Below are 25,373 nucleotides of genomic sequence, written 5' to 3' on the forward strand. Positions count from 1 at the left end.
CCTAAACAGTCCACAGCCCCGCCCGACGCGGCAGTTTCGCGGCCCGGGCAGGCCATACACTGTGCCCATGGCAGGCCGAATCTCCGATCGCGATATCGCGGCGATCCGTGAGAAGGCCCGCATCGAGGACGTCGTCGGCGACTATGTGCAGCTGCGACGGGCCGGCGCGGACTCCATGAAGGGCCTGTGCCCGTTCCACGACGAGAAGTCCCCGTCGTTCCACGTCCGCCCCAACCACGGCCACTTCCACTGCTTCGGCTGCGGCGAGGGTGGCGACGTCTACGCCTTCCTGCAGAAGATCGAACACATCAGCTTCGTCGAATCCGTCGAACTGCTGGCCGATCGGGTCGGCCACACCATCACCTACACCGGGGCCTCTGCCACCAACGTGCAGCGCGACCGGGGCAGCCGCAGCCGGCTGTCGGCGGCCAACGCCGCGGCCGCCGAGTTCTACGCCGCCGAGCTGGAATCCGAGGAGGCCGCCACCGCGCGCCGTTACCTCACCGAACGGAACTTCGACGCCAAGGCGGCGCACACCTTCGGTTGCGGGTACGCCCCGTCGGGCTGGGACCGGCTGACAAAACACCTGCTGCGCAAGGGATTTGAGTTCAAGGAGCTGGAGGCGGCCGGGCTGTCCCGGGAGGGCCGCCGGGGCCCGATGGACCGTTTCCACCGCCGGCTGCTGTGGCCGATCCGCGGCTCCTCCGGCGAGGTGCTCGGCTTCGGCGCCCGCCGGTTGTTCGACGACGACCCGATGGAAGCCAAGTACGTCAACACCCCCGAGACCACGCTGTACAAGAAATCCCACGTGCTGTTCGGCATCGACCTGGCCAAGCGCGACATCGCCAAGGGCCACCAGGCGGTGGTGGTGGAGGGCTACACCGACGTGATGGCCATGCATGCCGCCGGTGTCACCACCGCGGTGGCGTCCTGCGGCACCGCGTTCGGCGACGACCACCTGTCGATGCTGCGGCGGCTGATGATGGACGACAGCTTCTTCCGCGGCGAGCTGATCTACGTGTTCGACGGCGACGCCGCCGGCCGCGCGGCCGCGCTGAAAGCCTTCGGCGGCGAGCAGAACCTGGCGGGGCAATCCTTCGTCGCCGTCGCCGACGACGGAATGGACCCCTGCGACCTGCGCCTCGCGCACGGCGACGCGGCGCTGCGCGACCTGGTGGCCCGGCGCACCCCGTTGTTCGCGTTCGCGATCCGCGCCGCGCTGGGCGAATTCGACCTGGACACCGCCGAGGGCCGGGTCTCCGCGCTGCGCCGCTGCGTGCCGATGGTGGCCCAGATCAAGGATCCGACGCTGCGCGACGAGTACGCCCGGCAACTGGCCGGCTGGGTCGGCTGGGACGACGTGGCGCAGGTGATCCGCCGGGTCCGCGAAACCGCCAAGGGTGGCGGCGCCGGGCAGGGCCGCGACGCCAAACGCCCGGCGGCCCGCGACGCCGCCCCGCCGGCCCCGGCGCCGGCTCGGCGTCCGGACCCGCGCGATCCCACCCTGTGGCCGCAGCGCGAGGCGCTCAAGGCCGCGCTGCAGTACCCGGGATTCGCCGGTCCGGTGTTCGACTCGCTGACCGTGGAAAGCTTCACCCACCCCGGCTACGCCGCGGTGCGCCGGGCCATAGACGCGGCCGGCGGGGTGTCGGCCGGCGCGTCCGGGGCCAGCTGGATCGAAGCCGTCCGGGAGCAGACCTCCGCGCCGGCGGCTGCCGCCCTGGTCACCGAGTTGGGCGTGGAAAGCGTCAATGTCCTCGATGAGGACAAACTGCCGCGCTACATCGCCGGCGTGCTGGCCCGACTGCAGGAGGTGTGGGTCGGCCGGCAGATCGCCGAGGTCAAATCCAAGCTGCAGCGGATGTCTCCGGTCGACGACGCCGAGGAGTACCACGTGCTGTTCGGCGACCTGGTGGCGATGGAGTCCTACCGGCGCAGCCTGCTGGAGCAGGCCGCCGGGGATGATCTCTCCGCATGATCCGGCTCGGCGGGTTAGACTCGGGACCCGTTGGTTGCGACCGGAAGGACCGATCATGAGCACCTGGACAAGCGCGCGGCTGTTGGGCGTCGCCGCGGTCTCTGCTGCCGCCGTGCTCGGCCCCGTCGCGGTCGCCGCCTCCACCGGCTCGGACGCCGTCATCACCGAGGCCGCCCCCGGCAAGAACTGCCTGGCCTGGCTGGGCGCCCGCGGCACCGGGACGTGCATCTCCTGGTCGAACGGCAGCCCGGTCAACGTCGGCACCCCCGGTGTCGGACTGGGCAACGGCGGCATCTACAGCGGTCCGCTGGCGCCCGGTAGTTCGTTCAGCGGCACCATTCCGATGGGATAGTTCGCCGTCGCCCACGCGATTCGGGTTACCGTCGGGTATGGACTCCATTGCCCAGCATCTGCAGAACACTCTCGACGGTCGCTGGCGCGACGTGAAGAACCGGGTTCGCGCCGAACTCGAAACCGAGGTCTTCCGACCGCACTACACCCCGAACATCGCCATCGCCCGCGCGAAGGTCGCCGAACAGATGCGGTTGCTGGCGGCCGCCGGCGCGTCCGAGGACGGATTCGGCAAGGGCTACGGCGGCGCCGGCGAGGTCGGCGCCGCGATCACCCAGATCGAGATGCTCGCGATGAGCGACCTGTCGCTGATGGTCAAGGCCGGCGTGCAGTGGGGCCTGTTCGGCGGCGCCGTGGAGAACCTGGGCACCGAACGTCACCACGAGGCCTACGTCCGCAAGATCATCGACCTGGAATTGCTGGGCTGCTTCGCCATGACCGAGACCGGGCACGGCAGCGACGTCCAGTCGCTGGAGACCACCGCGACCTACGACCCGGAGACCCAGGAATTCGTCATCAATTCCCCGACGCCGTCCTCGCGCAAGGACTACATCGGCGGCGCCGCCGAATCCGCCCGGGTGGCAGCGGTTTTCGCGCAGCTCATCACCCCGGACGGCCAGGGTCACGGAGTGCACGCGCTGGTGGTCCCGATCCGCGACGACAACGGCGAGGACCTGCCCGGCGTCACCACCTCGGACTGTCACTACAAGGGTGGGCTGCCCGGCGTGGACAACGGCCGGATCATGTTCGACCACGTCCGGGTGCCGCGGGAGAACCTGCTCAACCGCTACGCCGACGTGGCGCCCGACGGGACCTACAGCTCGCCGATCGAGAACCCGAACCGCCGGTTCTTCACCATGCTGGGCACCCTGATCCGCGGGCGGGTCACTGTCGGTGGCAGCGCGGCCGCCGCCGCACGGGTGGCGCTGGACATCGCCACCCGGTATGCGTTGCAGCGCAGGCAGTTTGAAGCCCCCGGCGGCGACGAGGAGATCCTCATCATGGATTACCTGGCGCACCAGCGCCGGCTCTTCCCGCTGATCGCCAAGTCCTACGCGCTGCAGTTCGCGCAGAACGAATTGGTCACCAAGTGCCACGAGCTGCAGACCTCCGACGACCCGGACCCGGAAGAGCAGCGCGAGCTGGAGGCGCGCGCCGCCGGGCTCAAGGCCGCCAACACCTGGCACGCCACCCGAGCCATCCAGGAGTCCCGCGAGGCCTGCGGCGGCGCGGGATACATGGCCGACAACCGGCTGGTCGCGCTGAAGGCCGACACCGACGTGTTCACCACCTTCGAGGGCGACAACGTGGTGCTCACCCAGTTGGTGGCCAAGGAGCTGCTCACCGCCTACGCCGACGACATCAAGAGCATGAGCCCGGTGGGCTGGGTGCGGTTCGCCGCCAACTTCGCCGGCGAGCGGGTGCTCAAGCGCACCGCGGCCGAGACGATCATGCAGACCATCCTGGACACCCGCCAGGACAACGAGGAGGAAGGCAGCCTCTTCAACCGCGGCACCCAGATGCAGATGTTCGAGGACCGCGAGGAGTACACGCTGTCCTCGGTGGCCCGCCGGTTGCAGGGCAAGTCCAAGGAGATGAGCGAGTTCGAGGCGTTCAACGCCGTGCAAGACCACGTGCTGCACGCCGCGAAGGCGCACATCGACCGGATCATCATGGAGGCGTTCGTCGCCGGCATCGACTCGTGCCCCGATCCGGAGGCGCGCCGGGTGCTGGAGCTGGTCTGCGACCTGTACGCGCTGTGCGCCATCGAGGAGGACAAGGCCTGGTTCATCGAGCACCGGTTCCTGTCCACCGAGCGCGCCAAGGCGGTCACCCGCGGCATCAACGAGCGTTGCCGCACGCTGCGCCCGTACGCGCAGACGCTGGTCGACGGCTTCGGTGTGCCCGAGCAGTGCCGCAACGCCGAGATGCTGCATTCAGCCGGCGTCTGAGGGCGGCCGCATCAAATGTGGCATCATTGATGCCTACGGAGGTGCGATATGCGGACGACGGTCACTATCGACGATGAATTGCTGGAGCGCGCCGCGGAACTGACCGGAGTGCGTGAGAACGTCGCGCTGCTCAAACGTGGGCTGCAGACGTTGATCCGGGTGGAGAGCGCTCGGCGCCTGGCGGCGCTGGGTGGATCCGACCCGGACGCCGCGTCGGCGCCGCGGCGGCGTGGCGAGCCGGAATGATTTTGGTCGACACCTCGGTGTGGATCGATCACCTACACGCCCCTGACGCGCGGCTATCGGCACGGCTGGAAGCCGACGATGTGGGTTGCCATCAGTTGGTGATCGAGGAACTGGCGCTCGGGTCGATCGCGAATCGGGCGGAGGTGCTGGCATTGCTGGCGAACCTGACCCGCTTCCCGGAGGTTGGCCACCGCGAGATCCTTCACATCACCGATCGGCGAAGATTGTGGGGGCGAGGCCTTAGCGCCGTGGATGTTCACTTGATGGCCGCGGTCGCATTGGTTGCCGGCGCCAAGTTGTGGACACGAGACAAGCGACTTGGACGGGTTGCGGCGGAGTGCGGCGTGACCTTGTTCTGAAAGCTCCCCCGGATGGACTCGAACCATCAACCGCCCGATTAACAGTCGGGAGCTCTGCCAATTGAGCTACAGGGGATTGGCCATCCGCGCTAGCGCGAACGAGGCATGACTTTAGCCTACCGACGCCGTCGGACCCAAAAGGCCACCGTCTGGAGGTGATGTGCCAGCCCCGGACGGGGTGGGGTGCGCGATCGCGCCGACGTCAGGCAGGATGGATTGCAACGTCTTCGGGAGGCAGTGGGTTGTTGGGATATGTCGCGGTGCTCGGCGTCGGCTACGTGATGGGCACCAAGGCGGGCCGCCGTCGCTACGAGCAGATCGTGCGCACCTACAAGGCGGTGACCGCAAGCCCGGTCACCAAGACCGTCATCGACTCGGGCCGGCGACAAATCGCCAAGCGGGTCTCGCCGGACCCGATGGGCGCCGTCACGGAGATCGACGAGGTCACCGTCTACGAGCCGCCCAAGCGTCGGTGATCGCCATGCGGTCCATGCGCGTCATCGCGGCGATCCTCTCGGTCATCACGCTGCTGGCCTCCGGCTGCGGCTGGAGCCCGGCCGGTCCCGAGCACGCCGGACCGGTGACCTGCGCCGACGCCGACGGCCCGTCGGCCGACACCGTCGCCCGGTCCATCGCGGGCGTCGCCCCGCTGTCCGAGGGCGCGCAGTGGACCGAAACCGGTCGCGGCAACACCCGCGACTGCCGGCTGTACTGGGTGCAGATCGACAGCACCGACGCGACGGCCTCGACACCCGGCCAGGTGCTGTTCTTCGACCACAACACCTACCTGGGCACGCCGACGCCCAACCCGAAGCCCTACATCACCGTGCTGGAGACCGGTCAGGACACCATCACCATCCAGTACCAGTGGCTGCAGGGCAACGAGCCGAACTGCTGCCCGACCGGCATTGGTTCGGTGCGTTTCGCCATCGGCGACGACGGCAGACTGCAGGCGCTCGACCCCATCCCCAATCAGTGAAACCGGGCCCCGCGGCACAGGGCCGCGCCGGCCGGCGCGACGTAACTGGCAGAATTGGCCGGTGACCGATTACATCCCGGCGGCCGAACGCCGCCCGCAGCGGTCACTTCTTCCCGCCGAACTCGCCCACGCCGCCGTCACCGGCGCACTGTGCGCGGCCTGCGCCGTGATCGCCGTCGTCGTCCCGTTCGCCCAGGGCGTCTCGCTGCTCGGCATGGTCCCGATGGGGCTGCTGGCCTACCGCTACCGGGTCCGGGTGCTGATCGCCGCGGCCTTCGCCGGCGCCGCGATCGCCTTCCTGGTCGCCGGGCTCGGCGGCTTCATGACCGTCCTGAACTGCGCCTACATCGGCGGCCTCACCGGCATCGTGAAACGCAAACGCCGCGGCACCCCCACCGTGATCGCCGCTTCCGCGGTGGCCGGAGTGGTGGCCGGCGTGTTCGCGGTCGCCGCGCTGGCCGTGCTGTCCCGACTGCGGGAACTGATCTTCGCCACCATCACCGTCAACGCCGAGGGAACGGCGCGGTTCCTGGAGGCGATGGCCTCCGCGGTCGCCGCGCTGGACACCAAAGCCTCCGACGCGGTGGCCGCCGCCATCCGCGCCCCGGCCGAACCGTTGCGCAACCTCGTCGGCGGCGCCCTGGACTACTGGCCGGCGCTGCTCGGCGGGTACGCCGTCATCGCGATCATGGGCGTGAGCCTGATCGGATGGCTGCTGCTGTCGCGGGTGCTGGAACGGCTGCGCGGCATCCCCGACGTGCACAAACTCGAAACCCCGCCGCCCGGGACGCCCGGACCGGTGCCGGTCCGGATGCGCGATGTGCGGTTCCGCTACCCGGGCGCCGACCACGACGCACTCGCCCCGATCAGCCTGGACATCGAGGCCGGCGAGAACGTCGCCATCACCGGCGCCAACGGCTCCGGCAAGACCACCTTGATGCTGATCCTGGCCGGCCGCGACCCCAGCTCCGGTGTGATCCAGCGCCCCGGCGCGGTGGCCCTCGGCGAGGCGGGCGGCACCGCGGTGGTGCTGCAGCACCCGGAGACCCAGGTGCTGGGCACCCGCGTCGCCGACGACGTGGTCTGGGGACTGCCGCCGGGACGCACCGTCGACATCGACGGGCTGCTCGGCGAGGTCGGACTGGCGGGCATGGGGGAGCGCTCCACCGGAGGGTTGTCCGGCGGCGAACTGCAGCGGCTGGCCTTCGCCGGCGCGCTGGCCCGTGATCCGCAGCTGCTGATCGCCGACGAGGTCACCTCCATGGTCGACCAGGCCGGCCGCGATTCGCTGATGGACCTGCTCTCCGGGCTCGGTTCGCGCGGGGAGATCAGCGTCGTGCAGATCACCCACTACTCCGGGGAAGCCGAGGCGGCCGACCGGATCATCAACCTCAGCGAGTCGCTGGACAACACCACCATGGTGGAGATCGCCTCCGCGCCGACCGACGTGCCCGCCGCGCCGGCGCCCACAGCCGCGGCGACGGTGCTGGAGTGCCGCGACCTCAGCCACACCTACGCCGCGGGCACCCCGTGGGCCAAGCCCGCGCTGCGCGACATCAACTTCTCGGTGCAGGCCGGCGACGGGGTGCTGGTGCACGGCGGCAACGGCTCCGGCAAGTCGACGCTGGCCTGGATCATGGCCGGGTTGACCACCCCGACCTCCGGGCAGTGCCTGGTCGACGGGTTGCCCGCCGCCCAGCAATGCGGGCAGGTCGCGGTGGCGTTCCAGGCCGCCCGGCTGCAGCTGATGCGACCGCGGGTGGACCAGGAGGTGGCCTCGGCCGCCGGTTTCTCCGCCGACGACACCGACCGGGTCGCCGAGGCGCTGGCCACCGTCGGCCTGGACGCCTCGTTGGCGCGACGACGCATCGACCAGCTCTCCGGCGGTCAGATGCGCCGGGTGGTGCTGGCCGGGTTGCTGGCGCGGCGCCCCCGGGTGCTGATCCTCGACGAGCCGCTGGCCGGCGTCGACGCGCTCAACCAGCGCAAACTGCTGCGGCTGCTCGAGGGTCTGCGTCGGGACACCGGGCTCACCGTCATCGTGATCAGCCACGACTTCGTCGGTCTGGAGACGCTGTGCCCGCGGATCCTGCATCTGAGCGACGGGGTGCTCAGCGCCACCCCGACGACGGCGGGAGGCCGGGCATGAGCCGCACGGACAAGCAGCGTCGGCCGGTGGTGCTGCTGCGCCCGGCGCCCGGCGATTCGCCGATCCACCGGATGTGGGCGGGCACCAAACTACTGGCCGTCTTCATCTTCTCGGTGCTGCTGACCTTCTTCCCGAGCTGGGCCTCGATCACCCTGGTGGCCGTGGCGGTCGGGGTCGCGATCCGGATGGCCGGGGTCCCCCGCGGCGCGGTGCCCAGCATCCCGCGCTTCCTGTGGGTGTTGATCGGCATCGGCGCGTTCACCGCCGCGCTCGGCGGCGGGGACCCGGTGCTGTCGCTCTTCGGACTCGACGTGGCCCTCGGTGGCCTGCTCACCTTCACCCGGATCACCTTCCTGGCGGTGGTGCTGCTGGCGCTGTCGATGATGGTGTCCTGGACCACCAACGTGGCCGATATCGCGCCGGCCATCGCCACCCTGGGCCGGCCGCTGCGGCTGCTGCGGATCCCGGTCGACGAGTGGGCGGTCACCACCGCGCTGACGCTGCGGTCCTTCCCGATGCTGCTCGACGAATTCCGGGTGCTGCTCGCGGCGCGCAAACTGCGTCCCCATCCGCAGTCGCTGACCCGCCGCAAACGCATTCGGCAGGCCTTCTTCGAGCTGACCGATCTGCTGGCGGCCGCCACCACCGCGGCGCTGCGCCGCGCCGACGAGATGGGCGACGCCATCACCGCCCGCGGCGGCGCCGGTCAGATCACCGCGAGCCACGCCGGGCCGGCTGCCCGCGACTGGATCGCGCTTTCGGTGGTCGCCGTGGTCTGCGTGGTCTCGGTGCTGCTCTTCTAACGACCCGAGTTTGCCGCGGAATTTGCCGCGGCCTGCGCCTGGCTCAGCGCCTCGCCGACCGGCAGCCGGCCCAGGAACATCTCGTCGAAATACGGTTTGAGCGCGGCGAATCCGGCCGCGAAACCCGCGCCGGCGGGGGCTTGGACGTAGCTGCCGTCGAGCACGTCGAAGAACGGGCTCACGTCGACACCGCGTCGCTCCCAGTAGTCGAAATAGCCCTGCTGGGCAGCGAGCACCGCCGGGATCGCCGCGCCGCCGGCGCCAAGATAGGCGTTGCCCGCCGAGCTGCCCAACCAGTCCAGCAACCGCCGCACCTGCGCAGGGTGGTCGGTGGCCGCGTTGCCGGCGACGACGATTCCGTTGGTGACGCTGACTCGGCCGGCTGGTCCGGTGGGCAGCAGCGCCACGCCCCACGGGAAGCGGGCCGTATCAGCAACATTGGCCAGGTTGTAGGTCCCGGACTGGAACAGCGCCATCCGGCCGGACAGGAACTGGTTGCGGGAGAAGTCGCCGTTGTCGTTGGTGTCACTGGCCGGCGGAGCGACGCGGTCGTCGTTGATCAGAGCGACCAGGTACTCGAACGCGCCACGCGCCGCCGGGTTGTCGAAGGTGAACGCGTCGCCCTCCGAATACGTGCCGCCGGCTGAGCCGACGAAGTTCAGGTTGATCGCCTGCAGGTCGTTGGCGGCGTTGTAGCCCCACACCCGGGTGCGCCCCGGATCGAACGACGGGTCCGTCGCCGGGCGGCCGGTGGTGTCGCGGGTCAGCCGGGCCAGCAGCGGTCGCAGCGTGTCATCGGGTGTGCCCCAGCGCAATCCGTCCAGCTCGGCCGGGGCCACCCCGGCCTCGGCCAGTAGCTCCGCGTTGTAGTACACCGCGATCCCGGCGTCGGTCAGCTGCGGCACACCCCACAGCGTGCCGTCGCGGGTGAACTGGTCGACGACAGTCTGCTCCCACCCGGGCTGCGGATCGACGGCCAGCAGCCTGTCGTTGTCGGCGTAGCCGGCCAGGTTGGTGCTGTTGAGCCAGAACACATCGTCGGCGCCGCCCCCGGCCACATCGGTGCGCAGCGTGTCGAAATAACTGGCGTAGGACACCGTGACGATCCGCACCTCGATGTCCGGGTTGGCGGCGGTGAACGCGTCCAACGACTCCCGGTAGGCGGCGGCCACCTGCTGGTCCCACAGCCGCAGCGTCAGCACGGTCTTGCCGGTCGGATCGGCGTTGCGGCCCAACCCGACCGCGAGGACCAGCAGCAGCGTGAACACCAGCGCCGTCGCGACGGCGAGCATGGTGGAGAACCGCGGCCTGCTCATTTCAGCCCCGTCACCACGATCGAACGGGTGATGTGGCGCTGGAACACTACGAACAACACCAGCAGCGGGACAATCGCGACGGTGGTGGCCGCCATCACCAGCGTCCACTGCGCGTTGTACTGCGACTGCAGCCCGGCGGTGGCGACCGTCAGCACCCGCCACTTCTCCCCGCTGGTGATCACCAGCGGCCACATGAACGAATTCCACTGGGAGACCACGGTGATCAGCGCCAGCGTCACCAGGATCGGCCGGCTGGCCGGCAGCACCACGTGCACCAGCACATCGAGGGTGTTCGCGCCGTCGAGCCGGGCCGCGCGCTCCAGGTCGGCCGGAATGGTCCGGAAGTGCTGGCGCAGCAGGAAAATCGCGTACGGCGAGCCGAACACGAACGGCAACACCAACGCCCAGAAGGTGTTCCGCATCCCGGCCTGGGCCATCATCAGATACAGCGGCACCACCGTCACGGTGGCCGGCGCCATCAGGGTGGCCAGGTACACCCAGAACAGGGTGTCGCGGCCCGGAAACTCCAACCGCGCGAACGCATATGCCGCCAGCACTGACGAGATGAGCTGCCCCAGCAGGATCACCGCCGTCATCAGCGCGGTGACCGCGATGGCCCTGGGAAAGCCCGCGCCGCCCAGATCGGCATAGTTGCCCAGCGTCGGCGGGTCGGGCCACGACAGCGGGGCGCCGGTGGCGAACTGCTGCGCCGAGGTGAACGAGGTCAGCAACCCCAATCCGAACGGCGCCAGCACGATCAACGCCGAGGCGGCCAGCCCCAGGTAAACCGTCAGAACTCTAGGTGAGGTCATAGCTGATCCGGTTGCGGAAGTAGACCTGCTGAACGACGGTGATCGCGACCAGCACCACGAACAGCACCAGCGCCATCACCGCGGCCCGCCCGATCGCCGCCGACCCGAACGCCTCGGCGTAGATGCGGTGCGCGACCAGGTCGGTGCGGTGCGCCGGACCACCGCCGGTCAGCGCGTACACCGTGTCGAAAACCTGGGCGGCGCTGATCACCCCGGTCACCGCCACGAAGAACATCGTCGGCCGCAGCATCGGCAGGGTGATGTGCCGGAACCGCTGCCAGGAGGTGGCGCCGTCGATCCGGGCCGCGTTGTGCACGTCGGCGGGAATGGCCAGGATGCCGGCCAGAAAGAACAGCGCGACGTAGCCGACGTTGGCCCACACCGTCACCGCCGACACCACCGGCAGCGCCAGGCCCGGATCGGTCAGCCACTCGATGCGCGTGCCCAGCAGCGTGGACACCGCGCCGTCGGTGGGGGCCAGGATCCAGCGCCACAACACCGCGATGGCCAGCGGCGCGCAGATCCACGGCAGCACGTACACCGTCCGGAAGAATCCACTGCCGGGCAGTTCCCGCGCCAGCATCGCCGCCACCAACAGGCCCAGCGCGATCTGAACGGGCACCACCAGCGCGACGAAGACCACGGTGACCAGCAGCGAGTTGCCGAACGTCGGATCGGTCAGCACCGACGCCCAATTGTCCAGGCCGACATACTCGATCGGGCCGAGCAGATCCCAGCGACGCAGGCTCAACCAGGCCACCACCAGCATTGGCAGCAGCAGGAACACCAGCACCCCGAACAGGCTGGGCGCCAACAGCGCGTAGCCCAGCGCGGTGTCATGGCGTCGACGGGACATTCGGCCATTAAACCCCTGCCGGCCCGCTACGGTGCATAGTCGTGACCGTCATCGACGCCGACTTCCTGGCCCTGCCGCGCCACGAATTGGCCGACGCCGCGCTGTCGGCGGCGCGGGCAGCCGGCGCCAGCTACGCCGATCTGCGCGTGCACCGCATCACCGCCGAGATCGTGCAGTTGCGCGACGGCGAACTGGAGACCGCGGTGATCACCCGGGAGCTCGGGTTGGCGGTGCGGGTGATCGTCGCGGGGACCTGGGGTTTCGCCTCACACGCCGCGCTGACGCCGCAGGTCGCCGCCGACACCGCGCGCCAAGCGGTCGAGGTCGCCACCGCGCTGGCCGATCTGAACGCCGAACCGATCGAACTGGCCGACGAGCCGGTCTACGCCGACGCGGCCTGGGTGTCGAGCTACCGGATCGACCCCTTCGAGGTCCCCACCGCCGACAAGATCGCCGTGCTCGGCGAATACTCCGGGCGCCTGCTCGCCGCCGACGGCGTCGACCACGTCTCGGCCGGGATGAACGCGGTGAAAGAACAGTCCTTCTACGCCGACACGTTCGGCTCGTCGATCACCCAGCAGCGGGTCCGGGTGATGCCGACCCTGGACGCCATCTCCGTCGACCCGGCGGCCGGCGGTTTCGAGTCCATGCGCACCCTCGCGCCGCCGATGGGCCGGGGCTGGGAGGCGCTGGTCGACGACACGGTGTGGGACTGGACCGCGGAACTGGCGGAACTGCCGGACCTGCTCGCCGAGAAGACCAAGGCCCCCTCCGTCGACGCCGGGCCCACCGACCTGGTCATCGACCCCACCAACCTGTGGCTGACCATCCACGAGTCCATCGGCCACGCAACCGAATACGACCGGGCGATCGGCTACGAAGCGGCCTACGCCGGAACGTCGTTCGCGACGCCGGACAAACTCGGTGTGCTGCAATACGGTTCGCCGGTGATGACGGTCACCGCCGACCGCACGCAGGAGCACGGGCTGGCCACCGTCGGATACGACGACGAGGGGGTGGCCGCCGGGTCCTGGGATCTGGTGCGCGACGGCCTATTCGTCGGCTATCAACTCGACCGGGTGTTCGCCCGCCGGATGGGGCAGGCCCGATCCAACGGCTGCTCATACGCCGATTCGCCGCATCACGTGCCCATCCAGCGGATGGCCAATGTGTCGCTGGCCCCGGCCGACGAGGACATCAGCACCGCTGACCTGATCTCGCGCGTCGCCGACGGTCTGTACATCGTCGGGGACAAATCCTGGTCAATCGACATGCAGCGCTACAACTTTCAGTTCACCGGTCAGCGCTTCTTCCGAATCCGCGACGGCCGACTGGACGGCCAGGTCCGCGACGTCGCCTACCAATCGACCACCACCGACTTCTGGAACTCGATGGAAGCCGTCGGGGGTGCGTCCACCTGGCGGTTGGGTGGGGCGTTCAACTGCGGCAAGGCCCAGCCCGGCCAAGTCGCCGCGGTCAGCCACGGCTGCCCGTCGGCGCTGTTCCGCGGGGTGACCGTGCTGAACACCAAAACCGAAGGGGCGCACTCGTGATCGCTGCGCAGCAGGCCGCCGAGCTGGTGCTGGCCGAAGCGGCCCGCGCCGGCGGCGCCGACGAAACCATGGTGCTGGTCACCGACACCGCGACCGCCGCCCTGCGCTGGGCCGGCAACACCATGACCACCAACGGCGTGACGACGTCCCGGCAGACCACCGTCGTCTCCATCGTCCGCGATGGCGCGGTGGCCCGTGTCGGCTCGCTGTCCTCGGCGGAGGTCGACCCGGACGCCATCGCCGCGATCGTCGCCGCCTCCCAAGCCGCGGCCCGCTCCGCCCCGCCGGCCCGCGACAACGTCGCGCTGATCACCGCGACCGACGCCGATCCGGACTGGGATGAGCCGGCCCCGGGCACCGGCGCCGCGGTGTTCGCGCCGGTGGCCGCGGGGCTGTCCCGCGGATTCGCCGGCCCGGACACCCTGTACGGGTTCGCCCACCACGTGGTGGAGACCACCTGGCTGGCCACCTCCACGGGCGTTCGGCGCCGCCACAGCCAACCCACCGGATCGGTGGAGATCAACGCCAAACACGATCGCGCCAGCGCCTGGGCCGGGGTCAGCACCCGCGACTTCACCGACGTGCCCACCGAGGCGATGCTGGCCGATCTGTCCATGCGTCTGGGGTGGGCGCGGCGCACCGTGGAACTGCCCGCCGGGCGCTACGAGACGATCATGCCGCCCTCGACGGTGGCCGACATGATGATCTACCTGAACTGGAGCATGGACGGCCGCGGGGCGCAGGAGGGCCGCACCGCGCTGTCGGCGCCCGGCGGCGGGACGCGGGTGGGGGAGAAGCTCACCGATCTGGGCCTGACCATGTACTCCGACCCGGCCGCGCCCGGGCTGGAATGCGAGCCGTTCGTGGCCGTCGGCAGTTCCTCGGAGACCTCGTCGGTGTTCGACAACGGGATGAGCATTCCCCGGGTGGACTGGATCCGGGACGGGACCATCGCGACGCTGTCCTACCCGCGGGCGGCGGCCGCCGAATTCGGCGCGCCGGTGGCCGTGCCGGCGTCGAACCTGCTGATGACCGGCGGGACCGGGGAACTGGCGGACCTGGTGGCCGGCACCGAGCGCGGCCTGTTGCTGACGACGCTCTGGTACATCCGGGAAGTCGACCCCACCGCGCTGCTGCTGACCGGATTGACCCGCGACGGGGTGTACCTGATCGAGGACGGCGAGATCACCGCGGCGGTCAACAACTTCCGGTTCAACGAATCGCCGCTGGACCTGCTGCGCCGCGCCACCGAGGCCGGCCAGACCGAGATCACCCTGCCGCGGGAATGGGGGGACTGGTTCAACCGGGCCGCCATGCCGTCACTGCGGATCCCGGACTTCCACATGTCCTCGGTCAGCCAGGCGCAATAGCGGCGACGCTCAACATCGCTGAGCGGCTACTCGTCGTCGCGGTCGCAATCCGGGTCTGCGGGCTTCGTCGGCCAGACGCACACGTCGACGTGGGTGGTGGTCTGGAACCCGCCGCCGTCGAACACGCCGTAGGCGTCACCGTGGGTTCCGGTGTAGGTCGCGCCACCCCCGTGATCGCCGCCGCCGGAGGTGATGGTCGTCATTTCCCAGCCGTGCTCGGCGAGGGCGTCCCGGAACGCGGCCATCACGTCCTTGGGGGACCCGTCGACCTGGTAGTACAGGTGGATTCCGCCGTTGTCGATCTGATGGGGGCCTTTGGTCTCGGTGGCGCCCGCCGGCGGTGGCACCAGCGTCGCCAGGTCCGTATTCGCCGGTTCTGCTTCCGACGACACGGCGGTGGTGGGCGTTTCGTTCACGCTCCCTGAGCTGCTGCAGGCAGTCAGGCCGAACGTGAGAACGACGGCCGCGATGGCGGCGGTGGTGCGGGAAAACGTCATCAGGACGGCCTGCTTTCGGTTGCCGACGCCGGGCCCCTTGAAGTCCGCGGCATCCAGGAATCTTGCGCGTCGTAGGGGTCGGGCGCGGGCTTATCGTGAGATCGGACGGGATGGCGGATCAGGGAGCGAGGACACCGCGTGCGAGTGATGGCGGGAATCTTTATGTCGGGGTTTGCCGTCGCCGCGGCGCTGACAGTGGCGGCGAGCCCGGCGTCGGCAGACCCGGAAACCTTCTGCGGCGTCTCGAGCCGAGGGGCGAACGTGTTCGCCGGCAACGCGAACACCTCGTGCCCGTTCGCCATGGCGGTGGCCGAGACCTATCACAACAAGGGCCAAGGCTCACTGGCGTTCAGTGTGCTCAGCCCGGTGACCGGGCAGAGCTACACCATGAACTGCTACAACGCCGGGTCGCGCTGCGAGGGTGGTCAGGGCGCGCTGGTGTACCTGCGGCACTGAGCGTGTTGTGCAGGGTGAGGCTAGTGGGGCGGGCGGGGCTCGAACCCGCGACCTAGGGATTATGAGTCCCCAGCTCTGACCATCTGAGCTACCGCCCCGGCGCGAAAACGCGGCACCATCGTCGCATGCCGTCGGATCACGGCGCACACACCTCCGGTGGCCGGCCCCGCAATCCCGGGGATTCGCCCCTATTCGGGCTACCGTTTAACACATGTCCGAATCCGGTTACGGCGATTTCGAATTCGAGCGGAAGTTTTTCGTCGACGAACTGCCCGCGGTGGCGGCGTCGGACCCGTCGCCGACCCTGATCGTCCAGGCCTATCTGTTCGGCGCCGACGGCTACGCCGTCCGCATCCGTGTTCAGGGCGCCGCGCCGGTCGATCTGGCCGCGCAGGCGGGGGAGTTGGTCGACGCCCTGGGCGACGACGCCGTCGGGACCATGACGGTCAAGGGTCCGGCGGTCGGCGGCACCCGGTATGAGGCCGAGCGTGAGCTCGACGCGCAGATCGCGGGCCAGATCATTCGCCGCGCCGTCCACGTTGTGGTCAAGGCCCGGTATTCGGTGTGGCTGGGCGAGGACGGCTGGGTTCTCGACCGGTTCCTCGGCGGCAATGCGCCGCTGGTGCTGGCCGAGGTCGAGCGTGGCGGCCCGGTCGTCGATCTGGAGATCCCCGCCTTCTGCGTCAGCGAGGTGTCCGAGGACGACCGCTTCCGCAACGAATACCTGGCGCATCACCCGTACGGCTCATGGGCCGCGCAGTACCATCGCGATCTTCAGCGGCGCGGCCCGGTGTTCGTCGACACCCTGGGCTGCAACCGATTCGCCGATCGTTGACATCCCGCCGACGCTCCTGGCTCAGTCCTGCGCGTCGGTGACGGTCACCCCGATCTCCCGCGCCCGTGCGGCGAGGATCCGGTCGAAGGTGGCCAGTTCGGCGCCCCGGGATTCCGCAGCGAACAGCACGGCGCAGTCCGGCATCTTCAACCGGGTTTGGCATCGAAGTTCGCCGAGCCGCCGCGCCGCGTCGGCGGGGAGTTCGAGGCTGACGACGTTCAATCTGCGCAGTAGCCGGGACAGCTGTTCGGCTTGTCCGGCGCGCGTGGCCCCGACATACAATTCGGCGATCGTCACGACGCTGGCCGCGAAATTCTGGCCTGCGTGTGTCGCCATCAGCCGAGTAGCACGGTTGTGATGCGCGTCCGCGGATTCGAAGTGTCCGATCAGAACGCTCGCATCAAGGACGATCACTCGGGCCAGTCCTGGCGCAGGTCGTCCAGGTAGCCAGGTCCGAAGACGCCGCTGAGCGCCCCGCTGGTCTCGGCGATCGCGTCTCGTCGATCGCGGTTCGCCTCAGACGAGTTGAGAGCGAGAAACTCTCGTCCGGTGAGGATGAGGCGTCGCAGCAGGGCGCCGGGCCGGTCGCCGAGTTCCGGCCATTGCTGCCGCGCGAGAGCCAGGGCGTCGCTGATGTCCTCGGTCTCGGTTATCGCGTGACGTTTGTGGTTGGTCGGCATAAGTGAGTGTAACACCGAAACATACGGTGTAACACCTACTGGTCGGGACCCGGGCTTCCGGCGCCGGCCACCGGAAAGCAGAACGCCGGCGCAGCTTGTGCTGCGCCGGCGTCGGAAGTCTGCGTTTGACTAGATGGTCGAAACGCCCACTGCCTGCGGGCCTTTCGCGCCCTGCTCGACCTCGAACTGAACCCGAGCGTTCTCCTCGAGCGTGCGGAAACCGCTGCCCTGGATCTCGGAGTAGTGGACGAAGACGTCAGCAGCGCCGCCATCCGGGGCGATGAAGCCGAAGCCCTTTTCGCCGTTGAACCATTTCACAGTGCCCTGTGCCATTTAACTTGCTTCTCTCATTTGAAATACGCGACAACTAAAATTCGCGCGAACTGACCCTATCATGGTTCTCCCCCGCAGTGATTCTCGCGCGACGCAGCGCACGACCGACCGGAGGCAGCGTGCGCGCGGCACTGTTCCATCTCCGCACCGAGCGACCCGAGGCGCGCGAGTTCCAGGACGTGCTCGACGAGCTGAACCGGGGCGCCCTGCGCGCGGCCACGCTCCTGGGTTGGCAGACCCGGCTTTTCGCCAGCGCCGAAGCGCCGGTCCAGGCCTCCCTGGACGCCGCCGCCGACGCCGACGTGGTGGTGCTCCTCGGCGGCGAGGACATCGACCCGCAGCGATACGGCGGCGCCGCGGACTACCCGGGCGGCGGCGGGCACGAGCCCGACGCGGACGCTGCGCACCTCGCCGTCATCGAACAGGCGCTGGCCCGCCGTCAGCCGCTGCTCGGCGTCTGCCGCGGATTGCAGGTCGTCAATGTCGCGCTCGGCGGGACCCTCATCCAGGATCTCGGGCCCGACAGCGCCCACCGCAGCGCCGCGGGCGCCGGGATGGCCCGCTTCACCACCGCCCGGGTGAACGCCGACGGGCTGCCGGAGGCGGCGGGCGCCGGACCGGTGTACTGCTCGCACCACCAGGCCGTCGACCGGCTGGGGTCCGGCCTGCAGGTCGTGGCCCGGGCCCCCGACGGGGTGGTCGAGGCCGTCGTGCACACCCGCGCCCCGATCACCGGCGTGCAGTGGCACCCGGAGCACCCGGCGGTGGCCGAAACGCAGCTGACGCGGTTGCTGCGGCGTCTGGAAGCACAGCACCGCAACACGTAATAGTCGGTCCGATGGCCGGGAAAGTTCCCGGAAATTCCGCGAGAAATTCAGGGCTTGCGCAGGTGGGGGTGGGTGTGCGACGGTGTCTGACGCTGCCACAGCCCCGGCGGCCCGCCGCTGCCGGAGAATCGAGACACCGTTGCCGCTCACCGAGGTAGACCGCGCCGACACGTCGGCCTCCGGACGACCGGGCAGCACCCGGGCCTTCTTCCTGCGGCTGCACTTCTACGCCGGCGTCCTGGTCGGGCCGTTTCTGCTGGTCGCCGCGGTGACCGGCGGGCTGTACGCCGTCGCGCCGACGATCGAGCAGTGGATGTACCGCGACCACCTGCAGGCGCAGACGGCGGGGCCGTCGCTGCCGATCGCCGACCAGGTCCGGGCCGCCCAGCGCGCCCGCCCCGATCTGGCCGCGGTGGCGGTGCGCCCGGGGGAGTCCGGCCTGACCACCCAGGTGCTGTTCGCCGACCCGATCTTGGAGCAATCGCGTCGCGCGGTGTTCGTCGACCCCGCCAGCGGGGAACTGCAGGGGGACCTCGCGGTCTACGGCAGCGTCAACGCTCTGCCGGTGCGGGCCTGGCTCAGCGGGCTGCACCGCAACCTGAACCTCGGCGAACCGGGCCGGCTCTACAGCGAACTCGCCGCGTCCTGGCTCTGGGTGGTGGTGCTCGGCGGGCTCTACCTGTGGATCGGGCGCTACCTGCGCGGCCGCGGACGCAATCGGCTGCTGACCGTCGACCGCTCGGCGACCGGACGCCGCCGCACCCTGAATTGGCATGGCGCAACCGGGATTTGGATCGCGACGGGCTTGCTGTTCCTATCCGCCACCGGCCTGACCTGGTCGGCCTATGCCGGCGCCAACGTGGACAAGCTGCGCGCCGCGCTGTCCTGGAGCACCCCGGCGGTGAGCGTCTCGTTGACCGGGAGCGAGGGCGCCGAGCACGACCCTGATCCGCACGCCGGGCACGGTCACGGGGCCACCGCGCCGAGCGTCCCCGTCGTGCCCACCGCGCCGCGAGTGGGCGAATTGAACCGGGTCCTCGACACAGCCCGTGCGGCAGGACTCGGCGGCCCGGTGGAGATCGCGATCCCCGCCGACACCACGACCGCGTTCACCGTCGCCCAGACCCGCCAGCCCTGGGTGATGTCCACCAACACCGTCGCCGTGGACGGCGCGACCGGCGCCGTCACCGACGCCAGCTGGTTCGCCGACTGGCCGCTGGCGGCGAAGCTGGCCGCCTGGGGCATCCAGCTGCACATGGGCACGCTGTTCGGGCTGCCCAATCAGCTGGCGCTGCTGGCGCTGGCCGGCGCGCTGGTGGCGGTCATCGTGGGTGGTTACCGGATGTGGTGGCAACGTAGGCCCGATCGGATGCGGGTGGGCCGCCCGCCGCGCCGCGGGGCGTTGGCAGCCCTGGCGCCGGGCGCCGCGGTCGCCGTGCTGGCCGCCGCCGCGCTGGTCGGTTGGTTCATCCCGTTGCTCGGCCTGAGCCTGGCCGGGTTCGTCGCCGCCGACGTGGCCGTGGGCCTGCTGCGCCGGACTGTGTGAACGCCGGTCACATCTCGCGCTCGATGGGCGCGCCCACGGTTACTCGGAGGCCGAGGTTCCGGCGGTCGCCAGCGGCTTCGGCCACGGCGAGGGGACCGGGCGCTGCCGCACGTGCTGCGGCCACCAGAACCACTTGCCGAGCCAGGCGGCGATCGCCGGGGTCATGAAGGAGCGGATGACCAGGGTGTCGAACAGCAGCCCGAGGCCGATGGTGGTGCCGATCTGGGCCACCACGATCATCGCGCTGACCGACATCGAGATCATGGTGAACGCGAACACCAGACCCGCGGAGGTGACCACCGTTCCGGAGCCGCCCATGGCCCGGATGATGCCGGTGTTGAGCCCGGCCGGTATCTCTTCCTTCATCCGCGCGACCAGCAGCAGGTTGTAGTCCGCGCCGACGGCCAGTAGCACGATCACCGCCATCGCCATCACCATGAAGTGCAATTCGATGCCGATGATGTGCTGCCACAACAGAACCGACAGACCGAACGATGACCCGAGGGACACCAGCACGGTGCCCACGATCACCGTCGCGGCGACCAGGCTCTTGGTGATCAGCAGCATGATGATGAAGATCAGGGTCAACGCGGAGATGCCCACGATGATCAGGTCGTAATTGTTGCCGGTCTGCATGTCCTTGAACGCCGACGCGGTGCCACCCAGGTAGATCTTCGCGCCCTCCCACGGGGTGCCCTTCACCGACTCGCGGGCGGCGGCCTTGATCGCGTCGATGTTCTTGATGCCGTCGGTGGTCAGCGGGTCCGCGTCGTGGGAGATGATGAACCGCACCGCGTGTCCGTCGGGGGAGATGAAGCTCTCCATCCCGCGCTTGAAGTCGGCGTTGTCGAAAATTTCCGGCGGCACGAAGAAGGTGTCGTCGTTATTGGCCTCGTTGAACGCCTCACCCATGGCCGTCTGGTTCTCCGACATGGCCTTGCCCTGGTCGGCGATGCCCTTCTGCACCTGGTACTGGGTCAGCATCATCTCTTTTTGCGACCGCATCGACGCGATCTGCTCCGGCATCAGGGCCAGCAGTTCCGGCAGGAGGACCACCATGCGGTCCATATCGGAGAGCATGTCGTCGAAGTTGTCGACCAGCGGGTCGAACATGTCCAGCGCGTTGAAGATCGACCGGATCGACTGGCACACCGGGATGTTGTAGCAGTGCTTTTCCCAGTGCAGGTAGTTGCGGACCGGGCGCAGGAAATCCTCGAAATCGGAGATGCTGTCGCGCATCTGCTTCACGTCGCCGATCATGCCGCGCATCTTGGTGACCATCGAGGTCATCACCTCGGTGGACTGGCCCATCACCGAGACCATCTGCTCCATGGTCGAGATGGTGATGTCCATGTCATTGGCCATGGCCAACATGTTGTCCATCATCTTGTCCGTGTACGGACGGTTCATGTCCTGAATCACGCCATTGCGGCTGATCATCGCCGGGATGGTGGTGAAGTCGATCGGCTTGCCGTCGGGCCGGGTGATGGCCTGCACGCTGCCGACGCCGGGCACCCGGAAAATGGTCTTGGCGACCTTGTCGATGACCAGGAAGTCCGCCGAGTTGCGGATGTCGTGGTCGAGTTCGATGAGCAGCAGCTCGGGGTTCATCTTCGCCGGCGAGAAATGTCGGTCGGCCGCCGCGAAGCCCTCGCTGGCCGGCAGCGTGTCCGGCAGGTAGTTGCGGTCGTTGTAGTTGGTCTTGTAGCCGGGCAGCGTCAGCAGGCCGATCAGCGACAGCGCGATCGTCGCCAGCAGCACCGGCACCGGCCAGCGCACCACCAGTGCGCCGATCCGGCGCCATTCCCGGATTCGCATGGCCCGCTTGGGCTCCAGCAGTTTGCCGAACCGGGTTGCGATGCTGATGATCGCCGGACCCAGCGTCAACGCCGCCATCACCGCCACCGTCATGCCGACCGCGATCGGGATGCCGAGGGTCTGGAAGTACGGCAGGTTCGTGAAGTGCAGGCAGAACAGCGCGCTGGCGATGGTCATACCCGAGCCGAGCACCACGTGCGCGGTGCCGTGGTACATGTCGTAGTAGGAGTCCTCTTTGGACATCCCCTTGGACCGGGCCTCCTGATATCGGCCGATGAAGAAGATCGCGTAGTCGGTCGACGCCGCGACGGCCAAGGTCACCAACAGCTGGGTGGCGAACGGGGACAGCCCGATCAGATCGTGATAGCCGAGGAACGCCACCGACCCTCGGGACGCCAACAGCAGCAGCACCACGATGGACAGCATCACCAGCATGGTCGGGATGGACCGGTAGGTCCACAGCAGCATGGTGATGATGACGATGAACACCGCCATCTCGATGCGCTTGAGGCTCTCGGTGCTGTGCACCTGCTGGTCGGACGCCAGCGCCGTCGCGCCGGTGACGTAGACCTTCAGGCCCTCCGGTTTCTCCATGCCGTCGACGAGGCTCTGCACGGCCTGAACCGATTCGTTGGCCAGCGCCTCGCCCATATTGCCGGCCAGGTACACCGCGACGTAGGCGGCGTGGCCGTCGTCGCTCTGTGCGCCGGCCTCGGTGATGCTGTCGCCCCAGAAGTCCTGCACATGCTCGACGTGGCGGGTGTCGGCCTCCAGCTGGTCGACCATGCCGTCGTAGAAGATGTGGTCCACATCGCCCAGCGGGGTGTCGCGCTCCAGCACGATCATCGCCGAGGAGTCGGATTTGAACTCGTCGAACACCTCGCCGATGCGCTTGATCGCGATCATCGACGGCGCGTTTTCCGGGCTCATCGACACCGATCGCATGTCGCCGACTTCTTCCAGCGTCGGCACGGTGCTGCTCACCACCGCGATCAGGGCGATCCAGGCGGCGACGACCAGCACGGCGTACCGGCGCAGGAATCGCGCGATGCCGCGATGCGTGTCCGGGGTGGCGTGGGTGGCCGCGGGTGCATCCGGCACGGTGAGCGGAGCCCCTTCCTACGACAGTTAGGTCAGCTATTCATACCAGAGTCGTGTGTCGGACGGGGAAGTCCGTTAGACGCGCGCGGCGATGAAGCTGGCCGCCTGGTCCGGGTAGGGGGCCCACTCGTAGTTGCTGTGCGCCGCGCGGTCCTCGCCGCCGTCGGTGCAGATCGGGTCACCGGCGATGCACAGGTCGATGGTGCGGCCGGCGAACTGGCCGGCGCCGCTCAGCGGGCTGCCGAAACGACGGCTCGGGTTGCCGAACACGGCCACCGCCGAAACATTGCTCGCCAGGTCGGGGGCCAACGCGGGCGCGGAACCGAAGGAGCCGATCCGGTCGCCGACCGGCGGAACCCCGGCCAGCATCGCCATGGCGGCCGCACCCTGGGAGAAGCCGCCCAGCACGATCTGGGTGTTCGGGCAGTTCTGCGCCATCCAGGCCAGGTGCCCGCGGGCGTCGTTCGCGCCGTCCTGGGTGTGCAGCAGGTTGTAGCTGGCGGGGTAGTTCACCGCGTAGGTGCTCAGGCTGCGTCCGCCGAGCTGGGACCGCAGCGAATTCGCCAGCGCGTCGCCGACCAGGCCCAGGCCGGGCGCCTCGTTGGTGCCCCGCGCGAACACCAGGTCGACGCTCGCGCAGTCATCGGCGGCGGCCGGCGCCGCGAACGCGACCATGGGGACGACGGAGGCGGCGGCCAGCAGGCCGCTGAAGCTCAGACGGGACAGCATTTTCGCGCGTGAAGGCATTGCCGCATTCTGTCACGACGCCTGGTGGACAAGCGAGTTCAGCCCGAACGCCCTGGTCGCGGGGCCTCAGGCGAGCAACAGCACACCCATTCCGATCGCGGCGGCCAGGCACGCGGTGATCAGCGGCAGGCCGAATTTGAAGAACGTCGCGTTGGTGTAGCGGCCCGGCTTCATCACCATCAGGTTGGACTGGTGGCTGTACGGGTTGAGGAACGTGAACGAGATGCAGGTGCCGATCAGCGTCAGCAGACCCACCGGGTCCATGCCCATGGTGTCGGCCACCACCAACGCCATCGGTGTGAGGATCGCCGCCGCGGCGGCGTTGGTGACGAAATTGGTCAGCAGGGCGGTGGAGATCGCGATGGCCGCCACCTGCAGCACCACGCTGCCGCCGCCCGCGGCCAGCAGTGCGTCGGAGATGTAGTTCCCCAGGCCGCTGTTGACGACGATCACGCCCAGACCCACCGAACCGGCGATGATCGCCAGGATGTTCCAGTTCAGCGCCCGCACCGCCGAGCGCGGGGTGAGCACGCCGGTCACCACCATCAGCGTCGCTCCGGTGGCCGCGATCAGCTCGATCGGCGCCAGCCCGAGCGACCCGGAGATGATGACCGACAGCAGGACGCCCAGCGCGATCCAGGTCTTGCGGGTCTCGGGAGCCTTGCCCGCCACCTTCTGCCACAACCCGACCAGCGGATGTTCGTTGAGCACCTCGGCGGATTTCGCGGTGACCATGCACATCTCGCCGGGTCGGGCGGCGGTGTCGCGCAGCAGCTTCTCGGTCTCGGCGGCCACCACCTGGACGTCCTCGCCCTCCTCCAGGTCGCGGATGGTGGCGTTCTCGTCGGTGGAGATCGACACCATGTAGAGGTCCTGCGGCGACTGCCCGAAGCGCGGGCTGGCCCACAGCATCCGGACCCCGGACTCGGTGGCCCGGTAGACCAGCACGTCGTCCTCTTCCAGGATGCTGTCGGGCGCGGTGTGCTTGCCCCAGCGCTGCAGGTCGACGAGTTCGAACTCCGGGGTGGCGTAGACGCCGAGTTCGGCGGCGGTCCGGCCGACGGCGTTGGCGCCCGGCGCGATCGGGATCTCCGCGCGCCAGGACATCTCCCGCTCGCGGGCGCGAGGTTCGCCGCGCAGCATCGGCCGGGCGGTGATCAGCAACACCACCCAGCCCACCAGCGCCACCGGCACCGCGATCGGAACGAAGGAGAACATCGACAGCTGGACCCCGGCCGGGGCGGCCAGGCCGGCGATCAGCAGGTTGGAGCTGGTGCCGATCAGGGTCGCCGATCCGGCCAGCGTGGTGGCGTGCGCGATCGGCAGCAGCACGCTGCGGGCCGGCACGCCGGACTGCTGTTCGAGTTCCCGGGTCGCCGGGATCAGCATCGCCACGATCGGCGTGGTGTTGATCAACGCCGAAATGAACCCGACCGGCGGGATCAACCGCGTCAGCGCGTGCAGCGAACTGTCCACCCCGTTGAGCAGCCGATAGGTGATCCGGGAGATGACACCGGTGTGCAACACCCCCTTGGCGATCACCAGCATCGCCGCGACGGTCAGCACGCCGCCGTTGGACAACCCGCTGAACAACTCCGACGGGGTCGCGATGCCGACCAGCCCGGCGGTCGCCAACCCGCAGATCAGCGCCAACACCGGCGGCACCTTATTGCTCGCCATGGCCACCAAGGTGGCGATGACAATCACCGCCGCCAGAATCGCCATGGCGAGCATTATCAACCAGGTGTTCAAGTTCTGTTCAACTCTGGGACACAGTCGTTAACCGGACTTTCGTGGCCGCCCTCACGG

At 69.1% G+C, this 25,373-nt stretch carries 25 protein-coding genes and 2 tRNA genes; 15 read left to right on the forward strand and 12 right to left on the reverse strand.

Features of this window, described 5'->3' with window-relative positions; genetic code table 11:
• The first annotated feature begins 61 nt into the window (after window positions 1–61).
• From dnaG to L2Z93_RS06385, 5 genes are read left to right on the forward strand one after another with little or no spacing between them, the layout of a single operon-like run.
• The gene (gene dnaG, locus L2Z93_RS06365) at window positions 62–1,978 is read left to right on the forward strand and encodes a DNA primase (protein ID WP_090592524.1); all 1,917 of its coding nucleotides are present in this window, start codon (window positions 62–64) and stop codon (window positions 1,976–1,978) included.
• Between the two features lie 55 nt (window positions 1,979–2,033).
• A complete protein-coding gene (locus L2Z93_RS06370) occupies window positions 2,034–2,330 on the forward strand; it encodes a DUF7155 family protein (RefSeq protein ID WP_090592520.1) in 297 nt (98 codons plus the stop codon).
• Between the two features lie 37 nt (window positions 2,331–2,367).
• On the forward strand, window positions 2,368–4,281 hold the full coding sequence (locus L2Z93_RS06375; protein ID WP_090592516.1) for an acyl-CoA dehydrogenase family protein: 1,914 nt from the start codon (window positions 2,368–2,370) through the stop codon (window positions 4,279–4,281).
• A 48-nt stretch (window positions 4,282–4,329) separates the two neighbouring features.
• A complete protein-coding gene (locus L2Z93_RS06380) occupies window positions 4,330–4,527 on the forward strand; it encodes a type II toxin-antitoxin system VapB family antitoxin (protein WP_090592512.1) in 198 nt (65 codons plus the stop codon).
• On the forward strand, window positions 4,524–4,886 hold the full coding sequence (locus L2Z93_RS06385) for a type II toxin-antitoxin system VapC family toxin (RefSeq protein WP_090592508.1): 363 nt from the start codon (window positions 4,524–4,526) through the stop codon (window positions 4,884–4,886). Before L2Z93_RS06380 ends, L2Z93_RS06385 begins: the two co-directional genes overlap by 4 nt.
• A 3-nt stretch (window positions 4,887–4,889) precedes the next feature.
• On the opposite strand, the gene L2Z93_RS06390 is transcribed toward L2Z93_RS06385, so the two are convergent.
• Window positions 4,890–4,962 (reverse strand) — tRNA-Asn (locus tag L2Z93_RS06390).
• A 166-nt stretch (window positions 4,963–5,128) separates the two neighbouring features.
• Between L2Z93_RS06390 and L2Z93_RS06395 the strand changes: the two genes are divergently transcribed.
• The 4 genes from L2Z93_RS06395 (at window position 5,129) to L2Z93_RS06410 (ending at window position 8,817) form a co-directional block, all read left to right on the forward strand.
• Complete coding sequence (locus L2Z93_RS06395; RefSeq protein ID WP_090592505.1) at window positions 5,129–5,362, forward strand: hypothetical protein; 234 nt, start codon at window positions 5,129–5,131, stop codon at window positions 5,360–5,362.
• Window positions 5,363–5,376: 14 nt separating this feature from the next.
• Window positions 5,377–5,865 (forward strand): LppP/LprE family lipoprotein, encoded by a 489-nt coding sequence (locus tag L2Z93_RS06400; protein ID WP_090592637.1) that lies wholly within the window; start codon window positions 5,377–5,379, stop codon window positions 5,863–5,865.
• Window positions 5,866–5,926: 61 nt separating this feature from the next.
• Window positions 5,927–8,014, forward strand: coding sequence for an ABC transporter ATP-binding protein (locus L2Z93_RS06405; protein WP_090592502.1), 2,088 nt, complete (start codon window positions 5,927–5,929; stop codon window positions 8,012–8,014).
• Window positions 8,011–8,817, forward strand: a complete 807-nt coding sequence (locus L2Z93_RS06410) for a CbiQ family ECF transporter T component (protein ID WP_164886140.1) — start codon at window positions 8,011–8,013, stop codon at window positions 8,815–8,817. The genes L2Z93_RS06405 and L2Z93_RS06410 overlap by 4 nt, the downstream gene beginning before the upstream one ends.
• Here the strand turns inward: L2Z93_RS06410 and L2Z93_RS06415 are convergent.
• Genes L2Z93_RS06415 through L2Z93_RS06425 form a run of 3 tightly spaced genes read right to left on the reverse strand, consistent with a single transcriptional unit; the run spans window position 8,814 to window position 11,801 of the window.
• On the reverse strand, window positions 8,814–10,133 hold the full coding sequence (locus tag L2Z93_RS06415; protein WP_090592498.1) for an ABC transporter substrate-binding protein: 1,320 nt from the start codon (window positions 10,131–10,133) through the stop codon (window positions 8,814–8,816). The two genes, L2Z93_RS06410 and L2Z93_RS06415, sit on opposite strands and share 4 nt — an antisense overlap.
• Complete coding sequence (locus tag L2Z93_RS06420; protein ID WP_090592495.1) at window positions 10,130–10,945, reverse strand: carbohydrate ABC transporter permease; 816 nt, start codon at window positions 10,943–10,945, stop codon at window positions 10,130–10,132. The genes L2Z93_RS06415 and L2Z93_RS06420 overlap by 4 nt, the downstream gene beginning before the upstream one ends.
• On the reverse strand, window positions 10,932–11,801 hold the full coding sequence (locus L2Z93_RS06425; protein ID WP_090592492.1) for a carbohydrate ABC transporter permease: 870 nt from the start codon (window positions 11,799–11,801) through the stop codon (window positions 10,932–10,934). The genes L2Z93_RS06420 and L2Z93_RS06425 overlap by 14 nt, the downstream gene beginning before the upstream one ends.
• A gap of 41 nt (window positions 11,802–11,842) precedes the next feature.
• Between L2Z93_RS06425 and L2Z93_RS06430 the strand changes: the two genes are divergently transcribed.
• Complete coding sequence (locus L2Z93_RS06430) at window positions 11,843–13,354, forward strand: TldD/PmbA family protein (RefSeq protein WP_370745927.1); 1,512 nt, start codon at window positions 11,843–11,845, stop codon at window positions 13,352–13,354.
• Window positions 13,351–14,724 (forward strand): metallopeptidase TldD-related protein, encoded by a 1,374-nt coding sequence (locus L2Z93_RS06435; protein ID WP_090592480.1) that lies wholly within the window; start codon window positions 13,351–13,353, stop codon window positions 14,722–14,724. The genes L2Z93_RS06430 and L2Z93_RS06435 overlap by 4 nt, the downstream gene beginning before the upstream one ends.
• Window positions 14,725–14,750: 26 nt before the next feature.
• Here L2Z93_RS06435 and L2Z93_RS06440 read toward each other — a convergent pair whose 3' ends face one another.
• Window positions 14,751–15,221 carry a hypothetical protein gene (locus L2Z93_RS06440; RefSeq protein WP_090592477.1) on the reverse strand — a complete coding sequence of 157 codons (471 nt, stop codon included), beginning with the start codon at window positions 15,219–15,221 and terminating at the stop codon, window positions 14,751–14,753.
• Window positions 15,222–15,368: 147 nt separating this feature from the next.
• Between L2Z93_RS06440 and L2Z93_RS06445 the strand changes: the two genes are divergently transcribed.
• Window positions 15,369–15,677 (forward strand): hypothetical protein, encoded by a 309-nt coding sequence (locus tag L2Z93_RS06445; RefSeq protein WP_128111917.1) that lies wholly within the window; start codon window positions 15,369–15,371, stop codon window positions 15,675–15,677.
• A gap of 24 nt (window positions 15,678–15,701) precedes the next feature.
• On the opposite strand, the gene L2Z93_RS06450 is transcribed toward L2Z93_RS06445, so the two are convergent.
• A tRNA-Ile gene (locus L2Z93_RS06450) sits at window positions 15,702–15,775 on the reverse strand.
• 113 nt (window positions 15,776–15,888) lie between these two features.
• Between L2Z93_RS06450 and L2Z93_RS06455 the strand changes: the two genes are divergently transcribed.
• A complete protein-coding gene (locus L2Z93_RS06455) occupies window positions 15,889–16,512 on the forward strand; it encodes a CYTH domain-containing protein (RefSeq protein ID WP_090592469.1) in 624 nt (207 codons plus the stop codon).
• Window positions 16,513–16,533: 21 nt separating this feature from the next.
• Here the strand turns inward: L2Z93_RS06455 and L2Z93_RS06460 are convergent, their stop codons facing one another.
• The 3 genes from L2Z93_RS06460 to L2Z93_RS06470 all read right to left on the reverse strand — a co-directional run bounded on the left by L2Z93_RS06460 (window position 16,534) and on the right by L2Z93_RS06470 (window position 17,525).
• On the reverse strand, window positions 16,534–16,926 hold the full coding sequence (locus L2Z93_RS06460; RefSeq protein WP_090592465.1) for a type II toxin-antitoxin system VapC family toxin: 393 nt from the start codon (window positions 16,924–16,926) through the stop codon (window positions 16,534–16,536).
• Entirely contained in the window at window positions 16,923–17,192 is a 270-nt protein-coding gene (locus tag L2Z93_RS06465; protein ID WP_090592462.1) for a hypothetical protein, read from the reverse strand. The genes L2Z93_RS06460 and L2Z93_RS06465 overlap by 4 nt, the downstream gene beginning before the upstream one ends.
• A gap of 129 nt (window positions 17,193–17,321) precedes the next feature.
• The gene (locus L2Z93_RS06470; RefSeq protein WP_090592459.1) at window positions 17,322–17,525 is read right to left on the reverse strand and encodes a cold-shock protein; all 204 of its coding nucleotides are present in this window, start codon (window positions 17,523–17,525) and stop codon (window positions 17,322–17,324) included.
• A 119-nt stretch (window positions 17,526–17,644) separates the two neighbouring features.
• On the opposite strand from L2Z93_RS06470, the gene L2Z93_RS06475 reads away from it, so the two are divergent.
• Together L2Z93_RS06475 and L2Z93_RS06480 are read left to right on the forward strand one after the other, a co-directional pair.
• Window positions 17,645–18,352, forward strand: coding sequence for a gamma-glutamyl-gamma-aminobutyrate hydrolase family protein (locus L2Z93_RS06475; RefSeq protein WP_234786243.1), 708 nt, complete (start codon window positions 17,645–17,647; stop codon window positions 18,350–18,352).
• Between the two features lie 139 nt (window positions 18,353–18,491).
• Window positions 18,492–19,898: a PepSY-associated TM helix domain-containing protein gene (locus L2Z93_RS06480; protein ID WP_090592455.1), complete on the forward strand. Its 1,407-nt coding sequence runs from the start codon at window positions 18,492–18,494 to the stop codon at window positions 19,896–19,898.
• A 39-nt stretch (window positions 19,899–19,937) separates the two neighbouring features.
• Here L2Z93_RS06480 and L2Z93_RS06485 read toward each other — a convergent pair whose 3' ends face one another.
• The 3 genes from L2Z93_RS06485 to L2Z93_RS06495 all read right to left on the reverse strand — a co-directional run bounded on the left by L2Z93_RS06485 (window position 19,938) and on the right by L2Z93_RS06495 (window position 25,289).
• Window positions 19,938–22,817, reverse strand: coding sequence for an MMPL/RND family transporter (locus L2Z93_RS06485; RefSeq protein ID WP_090592452.1), 2,880 nt, complete (start codon window positions 22,815–22,817; stop codon window positions 19,938–19,940).
• A gap of 75 nt (window positions 22,818–22,892) precedes the next feature.
• Window positions 22,893–23,564, reverse strand: a complete 672-nt coding sequence (locus L2Z93_RS06490) for a cutinase family protein (RefSeq protein ID WP_370745929.1) — start codon at window positions 23,562–23,564, stop codon at window positions 22,893–22,895.
• A 66-nt stretch (window positions 23,565–23,630) separates the two neighbouring features.
• The gene (locus tag L2Z93_RS06495) at window positions 23,631–25,289 is read right to left on the reverse strand and encodes an SLC13 family permease (RefSeq protein ID WP_090592628.1); all 1,659 of its coding nucleotides are present in this window, start codon (window positions 25,287–25,289) and stop codon (window positions 23,631–23,633) included.
• Between the last annotated feature and the right edge of the window lie 84 nt (window positions 25,290–25,373).

This window comes from Mycolicibacterium brumae (assembly GCF_025215495.1).
Taxonomy (GTDB): Bacteria; Actinomycetota; Actinomycetes; order Mycobacteriales; family Mycobacteriaceae; genus Mycobacterium; species Mycobacterium brumae.